Annotated in this window: 13 protein-coding genes; 4 read left to right on the forward strand and 9 right to left on the reverse strand. The window is 54.6% G+C overall.

The genetic code is table 11. The annotated features are described in order from the left end of the window. Positions 1–345, reverse strand: a complete 345-nt coding sequence (locus A7983_RS02170) for a hypothetical protein (protein ID WP_005970218.1) — start codon at positions 343–345, stop codon at positions 1–3. Between the two features lie 59 nt (positions 346–404). Next, entirely contained in the window at positions 405–12,344 is an 11,940-nt protein-coding gene (locus A7983_RS02175; RefSeq protein WP_237028220.1) for a retention module-containing protein, read from the reverse strand. Between the two features lie 381 nt (positions 12,345–12,725). Here A7983_RS02175 and A7983_RS02180 point away from each other — a divergent pair, with 381 nt between their 5' ends. The 3 genes from A7983_RS02180 (at position 12,726) to A7983_RS02190 (ending at position 17,722) form a co-directional block, all read left to right on the forward strand. Then, positions 12,726–14,078, forward strand: coding sequence for a TolC family outer membrane protein (locus A7983_RS02180; protein ID WP_005973601.1), 1,353 nt, complete (start codon positions 12,726–12,728; stop codon positions 14,076–14,078). Positions 14,079–14,157: 79 nt separating this feature from the next. Further along, positions 14,158–16,374, forward strand: coding sequence for a type I secretion system permease/ATPase (locus A7983_RS02185; RefSeq protein ID WP_005973599.1), 2,217 nt, complete (start codon positions 14,158–14,160; stop codon positions 16,372–16,374). Beyond that, positions 16,361–17,722, forward strand: coding sequence for an HlyD family type I secretion periplasmic adaptor subunit (locus A7983_RS02190; protein WP_005973596.1), 1,362 nt, complete (start codon positions 16,361–16,363; stop codon positions 17,720–17,722). Before A7983_RS02185 ends, A7983_RS02190 begins: the two co-directional genes overlap by 14 nt. Before the next feature lie 44 nt (positions 17,723–17,766). Here A7983_RS02190 and A7983_RS02195 read toward each other — a convergent pair whose 3' ends face one another. Beyond that, positions 17,767–19,281 (reverse strand): sensor domain-containing protein, encoded by a 1,515-nt coding sequence (locus A7983_RS02195; protein WP_005973593.1) that lies wholly within the window; start codon positions 19,279–19,281, stop codon positions 17,767–17,769. 786 nt (positions 19,282–20,067) lie between these two features. After that, the gene (gene pdeH, locus A7983_RS02205; RefSeq protein ID WP_152413557.1) at positions 20,068–20,859 is read right to left on the reverse strand and encodes a cyclic-guanylate-specific phosphodiesterase; all 792 of its coding nucleotides are present in this window, start codon (positions 20,857–20,859) and stop codon (positions 20,068–20,070) included. A 471-nt stretch (positions 20,860–21,330) separates the two neighbouring features. Between pdeH and A7983_RS02210 the strand changes: the two genes are divergently transcribed. Further along, entirely contained in the window at positions 21,331–21,591 is a 261-nt protein-coding gene (locus A7983_RS02210; RefSeq protein ID WP_005973589.1) for a YfhL family 4Fe-4S dicluster ferredoxin, read from the forward strand. A gap of 17 nt (positions 21,592–21,608) precedes the next feature. On the opposite strand, the gene acpS is transcribed toward A7983_RS02210, so the two are convergent. The 5 genes from acpS to rnc form a co-directional block, all read right to left on the reverse strand. Continuing rightward, positions 21,609–21,989 carry a holo-ACP synthase gene (gene acpS, locus A7983_RS02215; protein WP_005973587.1) on the reverse strand — a complete coding sequence of 127 codons (381 nt, stop codon included), beginning with the start codon at positions 21,987–21,989 and terminating at the stop codon, positions 21,609–21,611. After that, positions 21,989–22,720: a pyridoxine 5'-phosphate synthase gene (gene pdxJ / locus A7983_RS02220; RefSeq protein ID WP_005973585.1), complete on the reverse strand. Its 732-nt coding sequence runs from the start codon at positions 22,718–22,720 to the stop codon at positions 21,989–21,991. The genes acpS and pdxJ overlap by 1 nt, the downstream gene beginning before the upstream one ends. Before the next feature lie 80 nt (positions 22,721–22,800). Further along, positions 22,801–23,538: a DNA repair protein RecO gene (gene recO, locus A7983_RS02225; protein ID WP_005973583.1), complete on the reverse strand. Its 738-nt coding sequence runs from the start codon at positions 23,536–23,538 to the stop codon at positions 22,801–22,803. An 11-nt stretch (positions 23,539–23,549) separates the two neighbouring features. Further along, on the reverse strand, positions 23,550–24,455 hold the full coding sequence (era, locus tag A7983_RS02230) for a GTPase Era (RefSeq protein WP_005973581.1): 906 nt from the start codon (positions 24,453–24,455) through the stop codon (positions 23,550–23,552). Further along, the gene (gene rnc, locus A7983_RS02235; RefSeq protein WP_005973577.1) at positions 24,452–25,132 is read right to left on the reverse strand and encodes a ribonuclease III; all 681 of its coding nucleotides are present in this window, start codon (positions 25,130–25,132) and stop codon (positions 24,452–24,454) included. Before rnc ends, era begins: the two co-directional genes overlap by 4 nt. Positions 25,133–25,409 lie beyond the last annotated feature (277 nt).

Consider the following 25,409-nt stretch of genomic DNA (forward strand, 5'->3'; position numbering starts at 1 on the left):
TTAGAACATCGCTTCTTCATCATCACCAATCAGCTTGTTCAATCCGCCATTCAGCGCTTCACGCGCCTGTGCACGGCTGATCAACTTCAACTGTGCCGCCTGAGGGAAATCGGTAATGCTGACTACACCTTTCTGGATCAAAACCTGAATTAAATCTTCCAGCACGCGCACCATTTCCAGATCGCTTTGCTGCAGTTGCTGCAAACTGGATATCGCCGCCTGATGGCTCCGGACCCAAGCCAGCGCCTCACGCGAATCGTCAGGCAGCTCACCATTCATGTCAGGAAAAGGACTCTCTTCTACCTTCATCAGGTGCCCATCACTGTCGCGCTGGATATAAAACATTCTCAGAGACCTTTTACGTTTTCGATAAGAAGGGAGCCGGTCAGGCTCCGCCTTTTCCATCAGTGGGACTGTTCAGGTTTACTCACCAAACTTTCAAGCGATGGTAATGCACCGTTATAATGTTCCAACGTAATCGACACCGCAACCGTTCCGCCTTTATCTGCCGTAAAGTTCCCGGCTGTACTCACTTCAATCACCGGAGAACCTTGGCTATCTGTGATGCGAATATAGCGACTGATATCGGTTCCTTGCTCGAGCTCGCCCACCAGATCGCTTAAATCTATCCGATCACCCTCTTTGGCATTAAAGTCTTTGATCACATCGTTGCCAATATCACCAGCCTGCCATTTAAAGGTATCCGCACCCGCACCGCCGATAAGCGTATCGCCCCCAGCTCCACCAATCAGGATGTCGTCTCCGCTACCGCCGTAGAGCAAATCATTCCCGGCACCACCGTAGAGGGTATCATTTCCTCCCTGACCGAAAAGGATATCATCCCCATCACCGCCATTGAGTATGTCATTCCCCCCTTTGGCTGACGACAGATCAAACTCCGAGCTGTGCGACGCAATATAGTTATGCATATCCTTCGTGGTCGGCACACCCGTTTGCATACCTAATTGCTTGCCGATGTAGTTCTGCAAAGTAGTGATACCATTGCCGTCGATATTCGGGAACGACACGACATCGCCGAACAGAACATCATCATTATACGTGCCGGACATCGTGTCACTACCTGCCGTACCGACACTCAATCCATACTGCTCCGCGCCTTCCGCCGAATAGCCCGTTGCCGTATCGTGGTTGCTAATTTCTGTCGATGTCGCCTGCGCGATGACATTCAATTTACCAGCATCACCTGGCACCTCAAGCGTAATCTTCCCAGCCAGCGTTTGGGCATTATGCGCATTTTGAATCAGGTATGTACCATCAGCACCCACGGTATACTTCACGTTGTTGATCTGGTCAGTCAGCACCGTGCCCGTTGGAATCCCCGTCAGCCGAATCCCTGACAACGTTTCACTACCATCACGATCGGTCAATGCCGCTGAAACATCGAGAACATAGACCTGTTTTCCCGCCTGACCGGGAACTTTGTCCACCGTCGCGCTATTTCCGGCGGTATACGTCGAACCATCGCTGTAGATCACCCCTTCAAGCTGGTTACTTACCTGCTGGATTAAAGACCCCGAATGCCCCTTCCCGTCAGAATAAGTAACTTTAACGCCATCCATTGTGTTGAAGTTATTATTTCTATTATTCGTCGAATTTTCAGCCTGATAGCTAAAGCCTTCTTCTTTTTGGACAAAGATATAATCTTTACCTGGGTTACTCGACTGTGACTGACTGTTCCCGTGGACAGAATCAAGCTGCTTATGCTGTTTCTGTGCTTCAGTCCAATCAGACTGGCGGTAGAAATAACCGCTTTTGGAATGAACAACAAAAATATCAGCATAGCTTGTCGATCCCCCGGGATTACCATTGCCGTTATCTTTGCCGTAATACTTAATCTGTTCCGAAGGGTTAGCAGCAGTAGGCGCAGTGTCGCCCTCTGTCAACCAAACTCGCACGTCACTGCCGATCTTAACAATTTTCCCATCTTGCACATCAAACCCACCAGACTTCCCACTTCCTCCGTTCACCTTGATAATTTCCGCAGAACCCGGCGTCGTGGTACTGGTGGTAGTGCTCAGATTTACTACCGGTGCATCAGCTACTGGGGTAATGCCCACCGTCACCGTGCTGGTTGCCGTGCCGCCGTTGCCATCCGCCACAGTCACCGTAAAGTGGTCACTGCCACTAAAGTTGGCAGCCGGCGTGTACGTGTATTTCCCAGTGGCGCTGTCCAGCGTCAGCGTGCCGTTCTGCGGCTGCGTACCCACTCCGTAACTCAGCGTGTCGCCGTCCACATCGCTTGCCGTGATAGTGCCACTGACCGACGTATCTTCCTCGGTACGGATCGACTGGTCGGCGGTGACTGGTGCATGATTCAGATCGCTGATCGTCGCCTGCCCGGTGTCGCTGATCCCGGCCGGCAGCGGTGTCCCCGACGCCGTGCTTCCGCTCAGGGTGCCCACCAGGGCAAAGGTCTCGTTGCCTTCAAATACCGCATCGTCCACGGTCGGCACCGACACCACTATTCCGCCAGTGGTCCCGGCTGCCACCGGCACGCTGTAACTGCCGTCCGCATTCACCGTCACCGCCACCGGCTGCCCGGCTATCGTGACCGTCGGCGTACCAATATCGTCCGCGTCGGTCGAGCCGTGGCGCAGCGTAAAGGTCAGCGTGGTTGCCGCATCCACCGGCTTGCTCAGCGCCACGTCAAAGCGCGCCGGCTGGCCTTCCGCCACGGTTCCCGCATCCCCGACCGTCAGCACCGGCACATCCGACCCGGCACTCGGGCTGTCCGGCGTGCCGCGGTTCAGATCGCTGATCGTCGCCTGCCCGGTGTCGCTGATCCCGGCCGGCAGCGGTGTCCCCGACGCCGTACTCCCGCTCAGGGTGCCCACCAGGGCAAAAGTCTCGTTGCCTTCAAATACCGCATCGTCCACGGTCGGCACCGACACCACTATTCCGCCGGTAGTCCCGGCTGCCACCGGCACGCTGTAACTGCCGTCCGCATTCACCGTCACCGCCACCGGCTGCCCGGCTATCGTGACCGTCGGCGTGCCGATATCGTCCGCGTCGGTCGAGCCGTGGCGCAGCGTAAAGGTCAGCGTGGTTGCCGCATCGACCGGCTTGCTCAGCGCCACGTCAAAGCGCGCCGGCTGGCCTTCCGCCACGGTTCCCGCATCCCCGACCGTCAGCACCGGCACATCCGACCCGGCACTCGGGCTGTTCGGCGTGCCGCGGTTCAGATCGCTGATCGTCGCCTGCCCGGTGTCGCTGATCCCGGCCGGCAGCGGCGTCCCCGACGCCGTACTCCCGCTCAGGGTGCCCACCAGGGCAAAGGTCTCGTTGCCTTCAAATACCGCATCGTCCACGGTCGGCACCGACACCACTATTCCGCCGGTGGTCCCGGCCGCCACCGGCACGCTGTAACTGCCGTCCCCGTGGTCGGTGACCGGCACCGACTGCCCGGCTATCGTGACCGTCGGCGTACCGATATCGTTCGCGTCGGTCGAGCCGTGGCGCAGCGTAAAGGTCAGCGTGGTCGCCGCATCCACCGGCTTGCTCAGCGCAATATCAAAGCGCGCCGGCTGGCCTTCCGCCACGGTTCCCGCATCCCCGACCGTCAGCACCGGCACATCCGACCCGGCACTCGGGCTGTCCGGCGTGCCGCGGTTCAGATCGCTGATCGTCGCCTGCCCGGTGTCGCTGATCCCGGCCGGCAGCGGTGTCCCCGACGCCGTGCTTCCGCTCAGGGTGCCCACCAGGGCAAAGGTCTCGTTGCCTTCAAATACCGCATCGTCCACGGTCGGCACCGACACCACTATTCCGCCAGTGGTCCCGGCCGCCACCGGCACGCTGTAACTGCCGTCCGCGTTCACCGTCACTGCCACCGGCTGCCCGGCTATCGTAACCGTCGGCGTACCAATATCGTCCGCGTCGGTCGAGCCGTGGCGCAGCGTAAAGGTCAGCGTGGTTGCCGCATCCACCGGCTTGCTCAGCGCCACGTCAAAGCGCGCCGGCTGGCCTTCCGCCACGGTTCCCGCATCCCCGACCGTCAGCACCGGCACATCCGATCCGGCACTCGGGCTGTCCGGCGTGCCGCGGTTCAGATCGCTGATCGTCGCCTGCCCGCTGTCGCTGATCCCGGCCGGCAGCGGCGTGCCTGACGCCGTGCTTCCGCTCAGGGTGCCCTCCAGGGCAAAGGTCTCGTTGCCTTCAAATACCGCATCGTCCACGGTCGGCACCGACACCACTATTCCGCCAGTGGTCCCGGCCGCCACCGGCACGCTGTAACTGCCGTCCGCGTTCACCGTCACCGCCACCGGCTGCCCGGCTATCGTGACCGTCGGCGTGCCGATATCGTCCGCGTCGGTCGAGCCGTGGCGCAGCGTAAAGGTCAGCGTGGTTGCTGCATCGACCGGCTTGCTCAGCGCCACGTCAAAGCGCGCCGGCTGGCCTTCCGCCACGGTTCCCGCATCCCCGACCGTCAGCACCGGCACATCCGACCCGGCACTCGGGCTGTCCGGCGTGCCGCGGTTCAGATCGCTGATCGTCGCCTGCCCGGTGTCGCTGATCCCGGCCGGCAGCGGTGTCCCCGACGCCGTACTCCCGCTCAGCGTCCCCACCAGGGCAAAGGTCTCGTTGCCTTCAAATACCGCATCGTCCACGGTCGGCACCGACACCACTATTCCGCCGGTGGTCCCGGCTGCCACCGGCACGCTGTAACTGCCGTCCGCGTTCACCGTCACCGCCACCGACTGCCCGGCTATCGTGACCGTCGGCGTGCCGATATCGTTCGCGTCGGTCGAGCCGTGGCGCAGCGTAAAGGTCAGCGTGGTTGCCGCATCCACCGGCTTGCTCAGCGCCACATCAAAGCGCGCCGGCTGGCCTTCCGCCACGGTTCCCGCATCCCCGACCGTCAGCACCGGCACATCCGACCCGGCACTCGGGCTGTCCGGCGTGCCGCGGTTCAGATCGCTGATCGTCGCCTGCCCGGTGTCGCTGATCCCGGCCGGCAGCGGTGTCCCCGACGCCGTGCTCCCGCTCAGGGTGCCCTCCAGGGCAAAAGTCTCGTTGCCTTCAAATACCGCATCGTCCACGGTCGGCACCGACACCACTATTCCGCCGGTAGTCCCGGCTGCCACCGGCACGCTGTAACTGCCGTCCGCGTTCACCGTCACCGCCACCGGCTGCCCGGCTATCGTGACCGTCGGCGTACCAATATCGTCCGCGTCGGTCGAGCCGTGGCGCAGCGTAAAGGTCAGCGTGGTTGCCGCATCCACCGGCTTGCTCAGCGCCACGTCAAAGCGCGCCGGCTGGCCTTCCGCCACGGTTCCCGCATCCCCGACCGTCAGCACCGGCACATCCGACCCGGCACTCGGGCTGTCCGGCGTGCCGCGGTTCAGATCGCTGATCGTCGCCTGCCCGCTGTCGCTGATCCCGGCCGGCAGCGGTGTCCCCGATGCCGTGGTTCCGCTCAGGGTGCCCACCAGGGCAAAGGTCTCGTTGCCTTCAAATACCGCATCGTCCACGGTCGGCACCGACACCACAATCCCGCCGGTAGTCCCGGCCGCCACCGGCACGCTGTAACTGCCGTCCGCGTTCACCGTCACCGCCACCGACTGCCCGGCTATCGTGACCGTCGGCGTACCGATATCGTCCGCGTCGGTCGAGCCGTGGCGCAGCGTAAAGGTCAGCGTGGTCGCCGCATCCACCGGCTTGCTCAGCGCTATATCAAAGCGCGCCGGCTGGCCTTCCGCCACGGTCCCCGCATCCCCGACCGTCAGCACCGGCACATCCGATCCGGCACTCGGGCTGTCCGGCGTGCCGCGGTTCAGATCGCTGATCGTCGCCTGCCCGGTGTCGCTGATCCCGGCCGGCAGCGGCGTCCCCGACGCCGTGCTCCCGCTCAGGGTACCCGTCAGGGCAAAGGTCTCGTTGCCTTCAAATACCGCATCGTCCACGGTCGGCACCGACACCACTATTCCGCCAGTGATCCCGGCTGCCACCGGCACGCTGTAACTGCCGTCCCCGTGGTCGGTGACCGGCACCGACTGCCCGGCTATCGTGACCGTCGGCGTGCCGATATCGTCCGCGTCGGTCGAGCCGTGGCGCAGCGTAAAGGTCAGCGTGGTCGCCGCATCCACCGGCTTGCTCAGCGCTATATCAAAGCGCGCCGGCTGGCCTTCCGCCACGGTTCCCGCATCCCCGACCGTCAGCACCGGCACATCCGACCCGGCACTCGGGCTGTCCGGCGTGCCGCGGTTCAGATCGCTGATCGTCGCCTGCCCGGTGTCGCTGATCCCGGCCGGCAGCGGTGTCCCCGATGCCGTAGTTCCGCTCAGGGTGCCCACCAGGGCAAAGGTCTCGTTGCCTTCAAATACCGCATCGTCCACGGTCGGCACCGACACCACAATCCCGCCGGTAGTCCCGGCCGCCACCGGCACGCTGTAACTGCCGTCTGCGTTCACCGTCACCGGCACCGACTGCCCGGCTATCGTGACCGTCGGCGTACCAATATCGTCCGCGTCGGTCGAGCCGTGGCGCAGCGTAAAGGTCAGCGTGGTCGCCGCATCCACCGGCTTGCTCAGCGCCACGTCAAAGCGCGCCGGCTGGCCTTCCGCCACGGTTCCCGCATCCCCGACCGTCAGCACCGGCACATCCGACCCGGCACTCGGGCTGTCCGGCGTGCCGCGGTTCAGATCGCTGATCGTCGCCTGCCCGGTGTCGCTGATCCCGGCCGGCAGCGGTGTCCCCGACGCCGTGCTTCCGCTCAGCGTCCCCACCAGGGCAAAGGTCTCGTTGCCTTCAAATACCGCATCATCCACGGTCGGCACCGACACCACTATTCCGCCGGTAGTCCCGGCCGCCACCGGTACGCTGTAACTGCCGTCCCCGTGGTCGGTGACCGGCACCGGCTGCCCGGCTATCGTGACCGTCGGCGTACCAATATCATCCGCGTCGGTCGAGCCGTGGCGCAGCGTAAAGGTCAGCGTGGTTGCTGCATCCACCGGCTTGCTCAGCGCTATATCAAAGCGCGCCGGCTGGCCTTCCGCCACGGTTCCCGCATCCCCGACCGTCAGCGCCGGCACATCCGACCCGGCACTCGGGCTGTCCGGCGTGCCGCGGTTCAGATCGCTGATCGTCGCCTGCCCGGTGTCGCTGATCCCGGCCGGCAGCGGCGTCCCCGATGCCGTGCTCCCGCTCAGGGTGCCCACCAGGGCAAAGGTCTCGTTGCCTTCAAATACCGCATCGTCCACGGTCGGCACCGACACCACAATCCCGCCGGTAGTCCCGGCTGCCACCGGCACGCTGTAACTGCCGTCCGCGTTCACCGTCACCGCCACCGGCTGCCCGGCTATCGTGACCGTCGGCGTGCCAATATCGTCCGCGTCGGTCGAGCCGTGGCGCAGCGTAAAGGTCAGCGTGGTTGCCGCATCCACCGGCTTACTCAGCGCCACGTCAAAGCGCGCCGGCTGGCCTTCCGCCACGGTCCCCGCATCCCCGACCGTCAGCACCGGCACATCCGACCCGGCACTCGGGCTGTCCGGCGTGCCGCGGTTCAGATCGCTGATCGTCGCCTGCCCGGTGTCGCTGATCCCGGCCGGCAGCGGCGTCCCCGACGCCGTGCTTCCGCTCAGGGTACCCGTCAGGGCAAAGGTCTCGTTGCCTTCAAACACCGCATCGTCCACGGTCGGCACCGACACCACTATTCCGCCGGTAGTCCCGGCCGCCACCGGTACGCTGTAACTGCCGTCCCCGTGGTCGGTGACCGGCACCGGCTGCCCGGCTATCGTGACCGTCGGCGTACCAATGTCGTCCGCGTCGGTAGAGCCGTGGCGCAGCGTAAAGGTCAGCGTGGTTGCCGCATCCACCGGCTTGCTCAGCGCCACGTCAAAGCGCGCCGGCTGGCCTTCCGCCACGGTTCCCGCATCCCCGACCGTCAGCGCCGGCACATCCGACCCGGCACTCGGGCTGTCCGGCGTGCCGCGGTTCAGATCGCTGATCGTCGCCTGCCCGGTGTCGCTGATCCCGGCCGGCAGCGGTGTCCCCGACGCCGTGCTTCCGCTCAGGGTGCCCTCCAGGGCAAAGGTCTCGTTGCCTTCAAATACCGCATCGTCCACGGTCGGCACCGACACCACAATCCCGCCGGTAGTCCCGGCTGCCACCGGTACGCTGTAACTGCCGTCCGCGTTCACCGTCACCGCCACCGACTGCCCGGCTATCGTGACCGTCGGCGTACCGATATCATCCGCGTCGGTCGAGCCGTGGCGCAGCGTAAAGGTCAGCGTGGTTGCCGCATCCACCGGCTTGCTCAGTGCAATATCAAAGCGCGCCGGCTGGCCTTCCGCCACGGTCCCCGCATCCCCGACCGTCAGCACCGGCACATCCGACCCGGCACTCGGGCTGTCCGGCGTGCCGCGGTTCAGATCGCTGATCGTCGCCTGCCCGGTGTCGCTGATCCCGGCCGGCAGCGGCGTCCCCGACGCCGTACTCCCGCTCAGGGTGCCCTCCAGGGCAAAGGTCTCGTTGCCTTCAAATACCGCATCGTCCACGGTCGGCACCGACACCACTATTCCGCCGGTGGTCCCGGCTGCCACCGGCACGCTGTAACTGCCGTCTGCGTTCACCGTCACCGCCACCGACTGCCCGGCTATTGTGACCGTCGGCGTACCAATATCGTCCGCGTCGGTCGAGCCGTGGCGCAGCGTAAAGGTCAGCGTGGTCGCGGCATCCACCGGCTTGCTCAGTGCAATATCAAAGCGCGCCGGCTGGCCTTCCGCCACGGTCCCCGCATCCCCGACCGTCAGCACCGGCACATCCGATCCGGCACTCGGGCTGTCCGGCGTGCCGCGGTTCAGATCGCTGATCGTCGCCTGCCCGGTGTCGCTGATCCCGGCCGGCAGCGGCGTCCCCGACGCCGTGCTTCCGCTCAGGGTGCCCACCAGGGCAAAGGTCTCGTTGCCTTCAAATACCGCATCGTCCACGGTCGGCACCGACACCACTATTCCGCCGGTAGTCCCGGCCGCCACCGGCACGCTGTAACTGCCGTCCGCGTTCACCGTCACCGCCACCGACCGGCCGGCGATCGTGACCGTCGGCGTACCAATATCGTCCGCGTCGGTCGAGCCGTGGCGCAGCGTAAAGGTCAGCGTGGTTGCCGCATCGACCGGCTTGCTCAGCGCTATATCAAAGCGCGCCGGCTGGCCTTCCGCCACGGTCCCCGCATCCCCGACCGTCAGCACCGGCACATCCGACCCGGCACTCGGGCTGTCCGGCGTGCCGCGGTTCAGATCGCTGATCGTCGCCTGCCCGGTGTCGCTGATCCCGGCCGGCAGCGGCGTCCCCGACGCCGTGCTTCCGCTCAGCGTCCCCGTCAGGGCAAAAGTCTCGTTGCCTTCAAATACCGCATCGTCCACGGTCGGCACCGACACCACTATTCCGCCGGTGGTCCCGGCTGCCACCGGCACGCTGTAACTGCCGTCCGCGTTCGCCGTCACCGCCACCGACTGCCCGGCTATCGTGACCGTCGGCGTACCAATATCGTCCGCGTCGGTCGAGCCGTGGCGCAGCGTAAAGGTCAGCGTGGTTGCCGCATCCACCGGCTTGCTCAGCGCCACGTCAAAGCGCGCCGGCTGGCCTTCCGCCACGGTTCCCGCATCCCCGACCGTCAGCACCGGCACATCCGACCCGGCACTCGGGCTGTCCGGCGTGCCGCGGTTCAGATCGCTGATCGTCGCCTGCCCGGTGTCGCTGATCCCGGCCGGCAGCGGCGTGCCCGATGCCGTGCTTCCGCTCAGCGTCCCCACCAGGGCAAAGGTCTCGTTGCCTTCAAATACCGCATCGTCCACGGTCGGCACCGACACCACTATTCCGCCGGTAGTCCCGGCCGCCACCGGCACGCTGTAACTGCCGTCCCCGTGGTCGGTGACCGCCACCGACCGGCCAGCTATCGTGACCGTCGGCGTACCGATATCGTCCGCGTCGGTCGAGCCGTGGCGCAGCGTAAAGGTCAGCGTGGTCGCTGCATCCACCGGCTTGCTCAGCGCCACGTCAAAGCGCGCCGGCTGGCCTTCCGCCACGGTCCCCGCATCCCCGACCGTCAGCACCGGCACATCCGATCCGGCACTCGGGCTGTCCGGCGTGCCGCGGTTCAGATCGCTGATCGTCGCCTGCCCGGTGTCGCTGATCCCGGCCGGCAGCGGTGTCCCCGACGCCGTGCTCCCGCTCAGGGTGCCCTCCAGGGCAAAGGTCTCGTTGCCTTCAAATACCGCATCGTCCACGGTCGGCACCGACACCACAATCCCGCCGGTAGTCCCGGCTGCCACCGGCACGCTGTAACTGCCGTCCGCGTTCACCGTCACCGCCACCGGCTGCCCGGCTATCGTGACCGTCGGCGTACCGATATCGTCCGCGTCGGTCGAGCCGTGGCGCAGCGTAAAGGTCAGCGTGGTCGCCGCATCCACCGGCTTGCTCAGCGCCACGTCAAAGCGCGCCGGCTGGCCTTCCGCCACGGTTCCCGCATCCCCGACCGTCAGCACCGGCACATCCGACCCGGCACTCGGGCTGTCCGGCGTGCCGCGGTTCAGATCGCTGATCGTCGCCTGCCCGGTGTCGCTGATCCCGGCCGGCAGCGGCGTGCCCGATGCCGTGCTTCCGCTCAGCGTCCCCACCAGGGCAAAGGTCTCGTTGCCTTCAAATACCGCATCGTCCACGGTCGGCACCGACACCACTATTCCGCCGGTAGTCCCGGCCGCCACCGGCACGCTGTAACTGCCGTCTGCGTTCACCGTCACCGGCACCGACTGCCCGGCTATCGTGACCGTCGGCGTACCGATATCATCCGCGTCGGTCGAGCCGTGGCGCAGCGTAAAGGTCAGCGTGGTCGCTGCATCCACCGGCTTGCTCAGCGCCACATCAAAGCGCGCCGGCTGGCCTTCCGCCACGGTTCCCGCATCCCCGACCGTCAGCACCGGCACATCGTTGTCTTGCACCGTGGTAACGATAGGATCACCATTGACAAGATTTTCGTAATTGCCGCCGGTTGCTGTTTCAATCCCTACTGATTGCGGAATATCACCCTGTACCAGATTGTCATCGCCGCGTGCAGCATAGGTAACTGAGCCTTCGGTCTTACCAACCGGAATCGTGACAATTTCCCCATTAGTCAACCGAATGACCAGATCGCTACCTTGAGGCGGTAAATCGACCCTGGCAATAATCGTGATCTCTTCACCTTCAGTAACTGTGCCAGGGCCTTCCAACGTAATCTTGGTCCCGTCATTGTTGTCTACAACGGTGGTGCGGGTGGTGCTGGTTGTATCCAGCGCTTCGTAGTTGCCTCCAGAGGTGCCCACAATCGAGAACTCGACTGGTACACTGCCCTGCTGATAGGCATCGTCTGGGCGTGTAGCCACATCAACGGTGCCGCTGCTCTGACCAACCGGAATGGTAATGCTGACGTTATTCCCCATGTCAATCACCAGCGGACTGCCCGTCACAGGGTTGTCCACGCGGGCCGTCACCGTGATAATTCCCCCTTCCGTCACCTCATTGGCCGAACTCAGGGTGATGGTGGTCGAGTCATTGTTGTCCCCAACGACCGTAGTCGTCGTACTAGTGGTATCTAGGCTGGTATAACTTCCGCCTGAGGTAGAATCGATACCAATATTGACGAATTCATCCCCTTGGCGATAAGCATCATCACCACGCGTATCTATCGTCACGGACGTGCCCGTTTCCCCAACAGGAATCGTAACCGTTGAACCATTTGTTAACGTTATGACAAGATCGCTGCCAGTCACTGGGCTATTTACCGTTGCCGTAACGATAATTTTTCCGCCCTCAACAACCCGTCCATCCGAGCTCAATGTAATAGTGTCATTATTTTCCAGAGAGGATGGCGTAACCAATAACGCTTGAGTATCAAAACCGTCCGTCTGATCCACGTTATTTATTGCGAAGTTGATCCCTGCGGTTGGGTAGCCGATTATTGGATCCACTATTTGTCCGGTCAAATCCAGTACGACCGCAGCGTGATTTCCACCGCCATCACCCGCTTCGCCTGTACTATCATTACCAGCAGCGGCGGCCTCTAGCACTTGCGTTGGGTCAGCACCCTGAGCGATGGCATCTTGTATAGCAGCGATATCATTGGCGGTATCCGCATTTGTCTGAGGGGACGCACTACTTACATCGCTCCAGCGGCTATCGCGTCCCAGATCCAGTGTCTTACCATCAGGTAACGTGATCGAAACCGCGCCATTGGCACCGGTCACCACTTCTTCACCACTGTAAACCCGATCGCCGGCGACGAGCAGCCTCTGGCTCCCATCAAGCGCAACGATAAAAACTTGCCCAATAACGAATTTAATAACACCAATCACACCGTTCAAAATATTTTCTCCTTGATATCTATAATTATTTTTTTGATATTGCGATATGCAGCTATAGATCTTGGCTATCATCCTGATAAGGTTGATTTGCTGTGTGTCGTCCTGACATTTAAAAAAATACTACGATAGTGCTGCCGTTATGCGTCAAACACTTGACTCAATGAGCGATATAATAAAAAATTCAGAATATTCTTTCCAGAACTTTACTCATTTAGAGTAACTATTATTTCACCTTTTACTGAGCCTTTCAGAAAGGACTTTAACGCAGTGATATTAAAGGAATAAAAAAAATAAATTCGTTAAATGTTCATATAACACTCAAACACTTTAATAGGAATAATCACAAATAAAGTTTTGTGAAGGAAACTGCTGATGATACGTAGATACCGTTTTGCTTTATTACCTTTTATTACCTTTTTTTCCACAGCGACATATGCCGAGACGCTCCAGGAAGCAATAAAAAATACGCTCTATACACATCCTGAAGTAAACGCATCCATTAATAGCCGTTTTTCTGCCGAACATGATTTGCGTGCAGCAAAAGGCGGATATCTTCCTTCCATCACGCTGAATGCAGGCGTTGGCCGCGAAGAAACCGATAGCCCTTCTACGCGTGCAAGCGCCAATAAACGCACGGAGCTCAGCCGCCAGGAATCAAGTATCGCTCTAAATCAGACGGTCTTTGATGGTTTCGCCACCTCGAGTGAAGTTGGCAGACAGCGTGCCACGGTCAATTCACGCGCCTATAAAGTATTAAACACCAGTGAGGCGACGGCGTTAAATACCGTTCAGGTGTATATTAATGTGCTGCAACGTCAGGAATTCGTCCGTTTAGCAGAAGCTAACCTCGCAAGCCATGAGCGTATTTACGATCAAATAAGGCTGCGCAGTGAGCAAGGCGTCGGAAGGCTGGCCGATCTGGATCAGGCGGAGGCACGTCTGGCACAAGCACGCAACAATACATTGACAGAAAAAACCAATCTGGATGATGCCAAAATCAATTACATGAGCGTTGTGGGGAAAGTACCTGAGAATTTGGTGATACCCGATGCTTCCGCGATAAAAATCCCCTCCTCGTTGGAAGAAGCACAGCGCATCATGCTGGCAAATAGCCCGGCACTAAAATCCGCAGAATCGGACATTGAAGCCACCCAGCAGCAATATGAAACATCAAAATCAACCTTTTATCCACGTCTCAACGTTGAACTCTCTCGCACAATGAATAACAACATTGATGGGACGCGCGGCCAAAACAATGAGTGGCAGGCGATGCTGCGGATGCGCTATAACCTGTATGAGGGCGGTAGCAGCAAGGCCAATATGGAATCTAAAGCCTATCAGATAAAAGAAGCACAGGATGTCCGAAATAATGCCCTGCGCCTACTGAATGAAGAACTGAAACTAGCCTGGTCAGCGCTAAACAACGCACGTCAGCAGGTTCCGATTGCCGCCGAATACGCTGACCGTAGTATGAAAGTACGTACGGCCTATCAGAAGCAATTTGGTCTGGGAGAAAGGACGCTATTGGACTTGCTGGATAGTGAAAACGAACTGTTCACCGCCCAGAGGCGTTTGGTCGAGGTCCGCTTTATCGCCCTTTATACCGAATACCGGATCACATCACGTATGGGTGAGCTATTGAATCGTCTAGCGATCCCAGCGCCTGATGCGGGTACCAGCTTGACAAATGTGACAAGCCAAGCAGAGTTACCAAGCCTTAATTAATATATTTCATTAGTCAGCCAGCAATAAATTATGGTTTATATGCGAGGGAATTACGTTGCGTAAGGGAACGTTCAGTTAAATGAAGTTGCATTCAGTACAAGAGACGAAGGGCTCTGATGAATCGGTCACCCATGAGCCTACCGTTCATGAACCCATCGTCCATGAAAATAGTGACCCTCGCAGCCGTCATGATGATCCTTTATTAGATGGTTTGCTGATCCTCTGTACCTTACAGGGGAAATCCGTCAGCCGTACCACACTCACCGCTGGCTTGCCCTTAGCTAACCAGCGATTGTCCGTAAAATTACTCCCAAGAGCTGCGGCTCGCGCAGGATTACAGGGGCGCGTTCTCAAACGCTCCCTGAATAAAATTTCTGAGATGTCACTCCCAGCGATGTTGCTGTTACGGGAAGGAGGAGCAGCAATTCTGTTAGGCTGGAACGCCGATGGCAGTGCACGGTTGATGCCCAGTGAAACAGAAGGCGGGGAAATTTCCGTTGAGCATAATACGCTGCAACAGAATTACCTTGGCTTAGTGATGTTCGCTCAACCCCGCCATCAGTTCGATCTGCAAAATCCGTCGCTGATCCCCCATACCAAATCCTGGTTTAGAGATACGCTTAAGCTTTCACGTTCGCTCTATCTCGATGCCATCCTCGCCAGTTTGCTGGTGAACATTATCGCCTTGGCCACGCCGCTCTTCGTGATGAATGTCTATGACAGGGTTGTGCCTAATCAAGCAACGGCGACATTATGGGTGCTGGCCATCGGCGTTACCGGTGCTTTTGTTTTCGATTTGATACTCAAAACGCTGCGTGGCATTTGCCTTGATATGGCGGGGAAAAAAACCGATCTGATTATTTCTGCCACGTTATTTGAACGTATCACCGGCATGTCGATGAAGGCTCGGCCACCGCGAGTCGGTAGCTTTGCGCAAAATATTCATGAATTTCAGTCACTCAGAGATTTCCTATCCTCACTGACGCTGACGACGCTGATCGATTTTCCCTTTACGCTGCTTCTGCTGTTAGTTATCGGTATCATCGGCGGCCCGCTGGTCTGGGTTTCCATTCTGGCCTACCCTATCGCCCTGCTGGCGAGTTGGGCAATGCAAAAACCGCTGTCTGCCACGATTGAAAAAACGATGCACCTTGCCAGTGAACGACAGGCTACGCTGATCGAAACGTTGAGCTGTCTGGATGCAATCAAAGTTAATAATGCAGAAAGCGAGCGGCAGCACCAGTGGGAACAGACGATTGGCAGCCTGAGCAAGCTGGAAATGCGGGTGAAGGCGTTGTCTTCACTGGCGGTAAACCTGACGCAATGGTTCCAGCAATTTGCTGGCGTGGCTATGATTGTTGTCGGCGTCTACCTGCTGATTAACGGCAAACTCAGCATGGGTGGGCTGATTGCCTGTTACATGCTGAACGGCAGAGCGCTCATGCCTTTGGGCCAACTGTCTGGTCTGGTCAGCCGTTACCAGCAGGCGCGTTTGACGATGCAAACCACTGAACAAATGATGCAGCTACCACAAGAACGTAGCGATAACGAACATCCGCTGAAGCGCGAAAGTATCCGAGGTGGGATCGAATTTCGCGATGTAACGTTCAATTACCCGGAACAAAAAACCAGTTCGCTGCAAAGTATCAGTCTGGCCATAGCTCCTGGCGAGAAAGTGGGCGTCATTGGCCGCAGCGGTTCAGGCAAAAGCTCACTGCAAAAGCTAATCGTGAACCTCTATCAGCCCAATACCGGTAATATTCTGATCGACGGGGTTGATGCTCGTCAGTTGGATGTCAGCGATTTACGCCACAATATCGGCTATGTTCCTCAGGATATTCAGTTATTCAGCGGGTCGCTGCGCAATAACCTTATTAGCGGCGCACGCTATGTCGAAGATGAAGCCATGCTAAGAGCGGCAGAAATTTCAGGGGTGAACGAGTTTGCACGCCTGCACCCCGATGGCTACAACCTTCAGGTCGGTGAACGCGGGCAACAACTCTCTGGCGGGCAGCGTCAGGCTGTCGCAATAGCCAGAGCGCTATTGCTCGACCCTCCAATTTTGGTGCTTGATGAACCCACCAGTTCGATGGATAACACCAGCGAAGATCGGTTAAAACAAGCTCTCGCCCCTATAATTGCAGAGAAAACGCTGTTGCTGGTTACCCATCGGGTTTCCATGCTGGCACTAGTCGATCGTTTAGTGATTGTCGATAAAGGCAAAATTATTGCCGATGGGCCGAAAGCGATCGTGATGGATGCATTGAAGAAGGGGCAGATCAATGCGTCTCGATAAATATATCAAACGAATCAAACAGTATTTTGTTGGTGGGGATGAAGAAAATCTGCAAACCATGCCAGAAGTGAGCCGAGCAATGGCGGAGGATTCGCCACGTTCTATTCGCTTCACGCTGTGGGCTATTGGTGCTTTTTTCCTGTTTTTCATCCTGTGGGCTGGGCTGGCGAATATTGATGAAGTCACACGGGGCGATGGGAAAGCGATCCCTTCTTCCCGACTGCAAAAAATCCAAAATCTGGAAGGTGGCATTATCACGGAAGTGTTCATTCGTGAAGGCCAGATCGTCAATGCAGGCGATCCTTTATTGCGCCTTGATGATACACGTTTTGCTTCTAACGTGGGTGAAACCGAAGCCGATAGACTTGCCCTCCTGTCGCGAATTGAACGCCTGAATGCCGAAATTAGCGGTCAGGCGTTGGTGCTTTCCGAAGAGATTACGACGCAAGCGCCTAAAGTCGCAGCAGGAGAAAAAGAGCTTTATAACAGCCGCCGCCAGCAACTTTATAATGAGGTATCGGGTCTGGAAGAGCAGTTGATCCAACGTCGCCAGGAACTGCGGGATTTTTCTGCCAAGGAGATTCAATTCCGCAATAGCCTGGGCCTGCTTCAGCAAGAAATTAGAATGTCGGAGCCGTTGATCGCAGAAGGCGCTATTTCTAAAGTAGAGGTTTTACGCTTGCGCCGTGCTGAGGTCGAAACCCGTGGCCAACTTGATTCCATCAAACTCTCTATTCCCCGAGCTGAGTCCGCAGTTAAAGAGAGTGAAAATAAAATAGAGGAGACACGCAGCCGCTATAAAAGCGAAGCGTTATCCCAACTCAGTGAAGCACAAACCAATCTGAATAAAATTGAAGCCACGGGTAAGGCACTCGAAGACCGGGTAAACCGGACGCTGGTCGTCTCCCCTGTTCGCGGTATTGTGCAGCAGGTTCTGGTGAATACCATCGGAGGTGTGATTCAACCGGGTAGCGATTTGGTGGAAATTGTGCCACTGGATGACAAGTTGCTGGTGGAAGCTAAAATACGCCCTCAGGATATTGCCTTTTTACACCCTGGTCAGGGTGCCATAATAAAATTGACGGCCTATGACTATACTATCTATGGCGGTTTAACAGGTCAGTTGGAGCAAATTAGCCCAGATACGGTAACGGATAAAGAAGGGAACAGCTTTTATATTATTCGTTTGCGAACTGATAAAAATTATTTAGGCTCAGCCGATAAACCTCTTCTTATTATTCCCGGCATGGTGGCCTCTGTAGATATAATAACGGGAAAGAAAACTATCCTCAGTTATTTGTTAAAACCAATCATTCGGGCAAAAGCAGAAGCACTACGAGAAAGATAATAAAAAGGCGCTCTCACCATGCGCCTTTTATCTATTTCACTAAATCAGTGATCATTCATGCTGTGATAAATCTGTGTTTGACTACGACCCATGGCTTTAGCCTGGTACATGGCAGAGTCAGCGTTAATTGCCAGCGTCAGAGAGTCAGAACCGTGCTCTGGGTACAATGCAATACCGATACTGCATGATATATCCAGTTTTTTACCATTGATTTCAAAAGGTTTGTTCAATGCATTATGGATTTTATCGGCGACATAAAGTGTATTATCAATTTCTTTAATGCCCTGAAGCAGAATAATAAATTCATCACCGCTACGGCGATATACCGTATCAGAATCCCGAACCGCACCGCGCATACGCGCCGCCGCTTCTTTTAATAACAAGTCACCAACAGCATGTCCGAACGAATCGTTTATCTGTTTAAATTTATCAAGATCGAGGAACATTAGTGCGATTTTTCTGCCCGTTTGTTTAGATAACAGGATCGCTTGCTCCATTTGTTCGGCGAATGTCAGGCCATTAGCCAATGACGTTAATGAGTCATAGTGTGCCAACTGCCGATAGTGCTCCTCACTCCGCCGCAGCATATCAATCGCATGATATCGCTCGATAGCGATCGAAATCAGTTGTGCCGATTTCTCTATAGAGAAAATTTCTTCTTCGGTCGGCGCATAGACTTTACGATGGTAAACGCTTAAAACACCTAATATTTCTTTATTCTGACCGATGATAGGTTCAGACCAACAGGAACGCAGCCCGGCATATAATGCAAGCCCTTTGTATAAAGACCAGTGTGGATGGACTGAGATATCTTCAGCAATTACACGCTTTCCGGTATAAGCGGCGGTACCAAAAGAGGCCACACCATCGGCAATTTTTACATTATGAATAGCATTTTTATAAAAACCCGGCAGGCTTGGTGCGGATCCAAGCGTTAGGCATTTCTTATCTTTATCAACTAGCAGTACAGAACAGACAATGCGGCCAGGATTTTTTTCTTCAACGCTGAAAATGATCGCATCCAAAATATCTTTTAGCGGCGCACCACTTGATAGCAGCTCCAGCGCGCGATTGTATGAATTATCATGATGTTCCTGTGATTTCCGCTCCGTGATATCTAACTTAATGCCAACATATTGAGTCGTGTTACTCGCCTTATTATATATTTTAACAATATTGGCCTTTTCCCAATACAGTTGCCCATCTTTACGTCGGTTAACAAACTCACCACTCCAAACATTACCTTTATTTATGGTAGCCCACAGGTCTTCATAAACGCTGGCATTGGTCATGCCAGAGTTTAATATATTCGTTTTTTTTCCAATCACTTCATCCGGCATATAGCCAGACATGGTAATAAACTGACGATTTACGTAAATAATTTCACAATTTTCATCTGCGATCATAATTGAGGCAGGGCTATATTCCATTGCAAAAAAAGTCATGTTGAGAAAATCTTGTTTTTTCTGCTCAGTTTTAAACTTTTGTTTAATTTTTCTATTCTTCACAGAAGAAAACAATAACAACAATAACAGTAAGGTTATTATAATTTCATACACAATAACACTCTCCTCAGGCCCGAGCGGTCCTGATCGTACAAATCACAATGCAGATGACGAAAAATCCCGGTAACAAACTCCGATCCCGCCGATTTTCGGGATCGGTGCATTTCCAGAGAGCAGAAAGGATAAAAGAAAAAATGCTCCATGAAGCAGGAGTATTTAGAAACATAGCAACGTCAGCATAAAGCCCCCGCATATGATTGTGCGCAGATAAAAACAGCAAATTCAAAAGAGTATCTTAATTTAATAGTAGTAATTGTTCGAGTTATAAGCTTTTCTAATGGAATAAAAGAATATTCCTAGAGGTATATGGAGATATATTTTGAACGTCAATTTTTTGTAAGCAAATCAATTATACCAATAAGTATCATTGTTTTAATCAATAAAATCTATCACAAAATGATTTTTGATCGTTAGGAGTGAACATTATATTTTTTTACCATTAAAAATCAAATAATTAAAATAAAAAAATAAAATCATTAACTCAAACGCCTGATGATATATGTCATAATTTGATGCAAAATTTCCCACACCTCCTTTTCTCATTTTATTGAAATCAAACACTGTCATAACAAATAAAATAAGAGTTAAATAACAAAAATAAAACAAAAACAGCATTTTGCTTCAACAGAAAAAATGGAAGGTGATGTTGCCGATGAGTCGATTTTTTATACGATTGCAAATCATTAGAAAATATAATGAATTGATATGAAAGAAGAAAAAGAAAGGATGTCTCGTGGCACTCTACTGACAAAAGTGATATCCCAAACAACAGGTTATCACCTATAGTTCGAGCTTCAACGTCTCAAAATTCTCAAATGGCTGGGGGCGTGAGAGATAGTAACCTTGGGCAGCATAAGCATGCGATGCCTGAACAACCGCCCATTCCTCCTGTGTTTCGATCCCCTCAATCACCACATAATTGCAAAAACGTGATAGCAAGGCGATCAGCGCGGGAAAAACCGTTCGTCCTTCACTACTTTGCTGCAAAAGAATAAAGAGCTCACGCGCGACTTTGATGCAGTCATACTGAGCCAGCATCAATGATGAAAAATTCGCCATACCACAGCCAAAATCATCCAACCACAGTGTTTGTGCCTCTGGGAGTCTGGTTAGCACTTCTTTCGGCAGTCCCCCTTGATTTTCGACCATTTCAAAACGAATCCAAGGCATTTGCGCGATCAGGCGTTTGGCTTCCAGATTATTTTGTAATGCCAATAACGTCATGCCATCTATGTTGACGGAAGCAAAAAGATCGTCACGAGTAAATCGAAAACTCCATTGAGACAAAAGTTGCAATTGTTCTACAATAATTAACAGGCGGGTTTCAACATCAATATTGGCGAAGTATTTTTCAGGAGAGATGAATTTTTGCGGCAGGGTCGGAGAAAAAACGGAGGTCAGTAACTCAATAGCCATTAATTTACCAGATGTTCGATAAATGGGCTGAAAAGTATACCGCCGTTGACATTGGTGCCAGTAATCAGCGCCTAACGGCTCCGCGTTTTCCTGTTGGAAAAATCCAGCTTCAAACTGATTAAGGTGACCTTCCTGCTTCACGATGAGTTCCGCCATTAAACTGACACTATTAGTTATAAAATTATATCATATGGGCATGCACCGTCATCGACTCTCCAGATGCAAACTTAATCAGCAATACCGATTAAATCAATGCCCATGATATTACAAAAATAAGTGGTTCAATATCACAACTAAATTTATTTAAATTGTAAATCAATAAATTAAAACCCAATAAACACAGTCGCACTGGCTGATTTACGCAGTCTAAAGCATATACATAAAACCAATTTAACGAACAGATGGTAATTTTACCCTGTAACCTCACTATTTATACAGCCACTCAGCCGCATGCTGAAGGTCTTCGAAAACACATGAAGGTCGCAGAAAATTGCCTCGACGGGGAGAGTACGTCAAAGACAGCAGAGGCCGATTCGTCAGTATATTATCCATCAATCACAGTTACGCGTGTCTAAACGGGCGTCAACGGGTATAATCTGCGCCCTGTTTGTAAGGTAGAAGAACATCATGGCGTTACTCATCACCCATAAATGCATCAACTGTGACATGTGTGAGCCCGAGTGTCCTAATCAGGCCATCTCCATGGGCATGGACATTTATGAAATTGATACCACGCTCTGCACAGAGTGCGTTGGTCACTACGACACACCGACGTGTCAGAAAGTTTGTCCAATTGACAATACGATCGTCAAAGATCCAAATCATATTGAAGGCAATGAGCAGTTGTGGGAAAAATATGTGCTCATGCACCATGCCGACAGGATTTGAGCATCCGGTGACGGGGCTTAGCTTTCGATAATCACTGTCGCACAGGCATAGCGTCTTTCGTCAGCCAACGTCACATGTACGTGTTTAACGCCTATCTGTTCCGCCAACTCTGCCGCCTTAGCAAAAAAACGCAGACAAGGTTTACCCAGTTCGTCATTAAAAACCTCAAACTGGTTGAACGCGAGCCCGTTGCGAATTCCCGTACCCAAAGCTTTTGCAGCCGCTTCTTTCACGGCAAAACGTTTGGCAAGGAAACGAACTGGCTGCTGATGCTGCTGATAACGCGCCCATTCAGCATCCGTCAGAACACGGCGAGCCAATCGCTCGCCTGAACGTTCAATAACAGCATCAATACGGGCGATTTCGACAATATCGGTGCCAAGCCCAAGGATTGCCATCAGCGGCGAGCTTCCCGCATCAGGCTCTTCATTTCGGCAACCGCATCCTTCAGACCGCTCATTACTGCACGCCCGATAATGGCATGCCCGATATTTAATTCGTGCATTTCCGGCAGCGCGGCAATAGGCAGAACGTTATGGTACGTCAAACCATGACCGGCATTGACTTTAAGCCCTTGCGCAGCGGCGTAAGTTGCAGCATCGCGAATGCGCTCGAACTCATGCTGACGAGTTTCATCATCGGGAGCATCGGCATAGGCTCCCGTATGGATTTCAATATAAGGTGCACCGCTGGCAACGGCGGCATCAATTTGCCGTTTATCTGCATCGATAAATAGCGAAACCAATATGTTAGCCTGGCTAAGTCTGGCTACCGCGTTATCAATTTTTTCCTGTTGCCCTGCGACATCCAAGCCGCCTTCGGTCGTCACTTCCTGGCGTTTTTCTGGTACCAGACAGCAAAAATGCGGCTTCACCTCACAGGCGATGTTCAGCATTTCTTCCGTGACAGCCATTTCCAGATTCATTCGAGTTTGGAGCGTCTCTCTCAGTATCCGCACATCACGATCAGTGATATGGCGACGATCTTCACGCAAATGTACCGTAATGCCATCCGCGCCAGCCTGTTCGACAACAAAAGCCGCCTGAACGGGGTCGGGATACGCCGTTCCACGCGCATTACGCAGTGTCGCGATGTGATCAATGTTAACGCCAAGCAACAGTTCAGCCATGATAAATCCTCGGTAAAGTCATGCACGGTACGTGGGAGTTTACACCGATGTCGCAGCATCGGGGTACTGACGGAGGGGGATTATTTATCAGAAGAAGTGGGTTTGGACAAATTAGCAGCAGGAACAAACTGTCGAAACAGCTCACGACTTTTCAGCGGTTTTCCGCCCAAATACGGCTTTAACGCGATGCGGGTGAAACGCTTTGCTGCCTTTAGTGTTCCAGTATCAGGAAATTCACGTGATGCCAGCGAGCGTAATTCATGTCCGGTAAAGCTTTTATTATCGACAACCAGACTGGCAATAAATCCCCTTTCCTCTCGATACTGATAGGTCATGGTGTCTGCCACGGGCTCACCGCTGCCGGCACAATGTAGGAAATCGACGCCGTATCCCAGATAGCCCAGTAACGCTAATTCAAAGCGCCTTAATGCCGGTTCTGGGGAAGCATCTTGTGCAGCAAGATGTTGTAAACAATGGAGATAGTCAAAGAAAAGAGCGGAGTAATTGGTTTCATGCTCCAGCACACGAGACAGTAGTTCATTAACATATAAACCGCTATACAGCATCGAACCAGTCAGTGGTAATGCCAGCGAAACGGGTTCGGCGCTGCGCAATGTCTTCACTTCTCCCCGCCCGCCCCAACGCACCAGCAGCGGAGTGAAAGGCTGTAAGCAACCTTTCAAGCTAGAGCGGCGGGCTCGTGCGCCTTTGGCAAGCACACGAACTCGACCATCGCTTTCGCTGAACAGATCCAGCAATAAGCTGGTTTCACTATAAGGTCGCCCATGCAAGACAAATGCGCGCTGCCAGCCTTCCATCGGCGTGAACCTTACAAGTCTTCGCTATAACCCAGGCTACGCAGGGCACGCTCGTCATCTGCCCAGCCGGATTTAACTTTGACCCACAGTTCAAGGTGTACCTTAGCCTCGAACATTTCTTCCATATCCTGACGAGACTCGATACCGATGGTTTTAATTTTGGCGCCTTTGTTGCCAATGACCATCTTCTTCTGGCCTTCACGTTCAACCAGAATCAGACCGTTGATGTCGTAACCACCGCGCTCGTTAGTCACAAAACGCTCGATTTCGACCGTCACGGAATACGGTAATTCTTCACCTAGGAAACGCATCAGTTTCTCACGGATAATTTCCGATGCCATGAAACGCTGTGAACGATCGGTGATGTAATCTTCCGGGAAGTGGTGTGTTGCCTGCGGTAAGTGCTTACGCACAATACTGGCAATCGTATCGACATTCGTACCCTTCTCCGCAGAGATAGGGACAACGTCAAGGAAGTCCATCTGCTGGCTGAGGAACTGGATATGCGGCAGCAGCTTAGTCTTATCCGTGACGTTATCGACTTTATTGATCGCCAACAGCACGGGAAGTTTCTGATCGCGCAGCTTATTCAACACCATGTCATCGTCGTCGTTCCAGTGTGTACCTTCAACAACGAAAATGATCAGCTCAACGTCACCAATCGAACTGCTAGCCGCACGGTTCATCAGGCGGTTAATCGCTCGTTTTTCTTCAATATGCAGCCCCGGCGTATCCACATAAATCGCCTGATAAGGCCCTTCAGTATGAATACCCATAATGCGGTGCCGCGTCGTCTGGGGCTTACGTGACGTAATAGAGATCTTCTGCCCCAGTAATTGATTCAATAACGTCGATTTTCCGACGTTTGGTCGACCAACAATCGCGACAAAACCGCAGTGTGTCTGTATTTCGCTCATTCAAGCCCCAGTTTTTTCAACGCTTGTTCAGCCGCAGCCTGTTCGGCTTTACGACGACTCGATCCAGTACCAATGACCGACTCACTAAAGCCACTCACCTGACAGTGGATAGTAAATTCCTGATCGTGTGCTTCCCCACGAACCTGTACCACCAGATAGGTTGGCAAAGGTAAGTGACGCCCTTGCAGAAATTCCTGCAGCCGCGTTTTCGGATCTTTTTGCTTATCGCCGGGACTGATTTCATCCAAGCGCGTTTGATACCAATTTAAGATCAAACGTTCGATATTCAGAATGTCACTGTCGAGGAAAATGCCACCGATCAGCGCTTCGACTGTATCAGCCAATATCGATTCGCGACGGAAACCACCGCTTTTTAACTCACCGGGGCCTAGGCGTAAGCACTCTCCCAGTTCGAATTCGCGCGCGATTTCTGCCAGAGTATTACCCCGCACCAGAGTGGCTCGCATCCGGCTCATGTCTCCCTCATCAACCTTGGGAAAACGATGATACAGCGCATTAGCGATCACAAAACTCAGGATGGAGTCACCCAGGAATTCGAGTCTTTCATTGTGTTTGCTGCTGGCACTGCGATGTGTCAACGCCTGTAACAAAAGCTCGTACTGCTGAAAAGTATAGCCCAGCTTTCTTTGTAAACGATTTATCAGGATGGGATTCATGTGTTACCAATAGATCAACGATGCGTCAAAAACAGCAGCATACGGAACAGCCCTGCTTACCAATTCGGTCAAAACTGTTTCGTTTGCATTGGCTCCCATAAGGGAGCCTGCCTTTCAGCCCATCATACTTCGCATTGCATGTACGTTAGCGGTGTAAATGGCAACGTTTTGTCCTGCAATTCGCATTATTTAGGGCCCGTTCTTTCAAAAAAACGTTTCGGAAAATATTCTACAACGGACAGCATCAGAATGCTGCCTGTATCTTGTTTTGGTTAAT

Source organism: Pectobacterium wasabiae CFBP 3304, from assembly GCF_001742185.1.
In the GTDB taxonomy this organism is placed as follows: Bacteria; Pseudomonadota; Gammaproteobacteria; order Enterobacterales; family Enterobacteriaceae; genus Pectobacterium; species Pectobacterium wasabiae.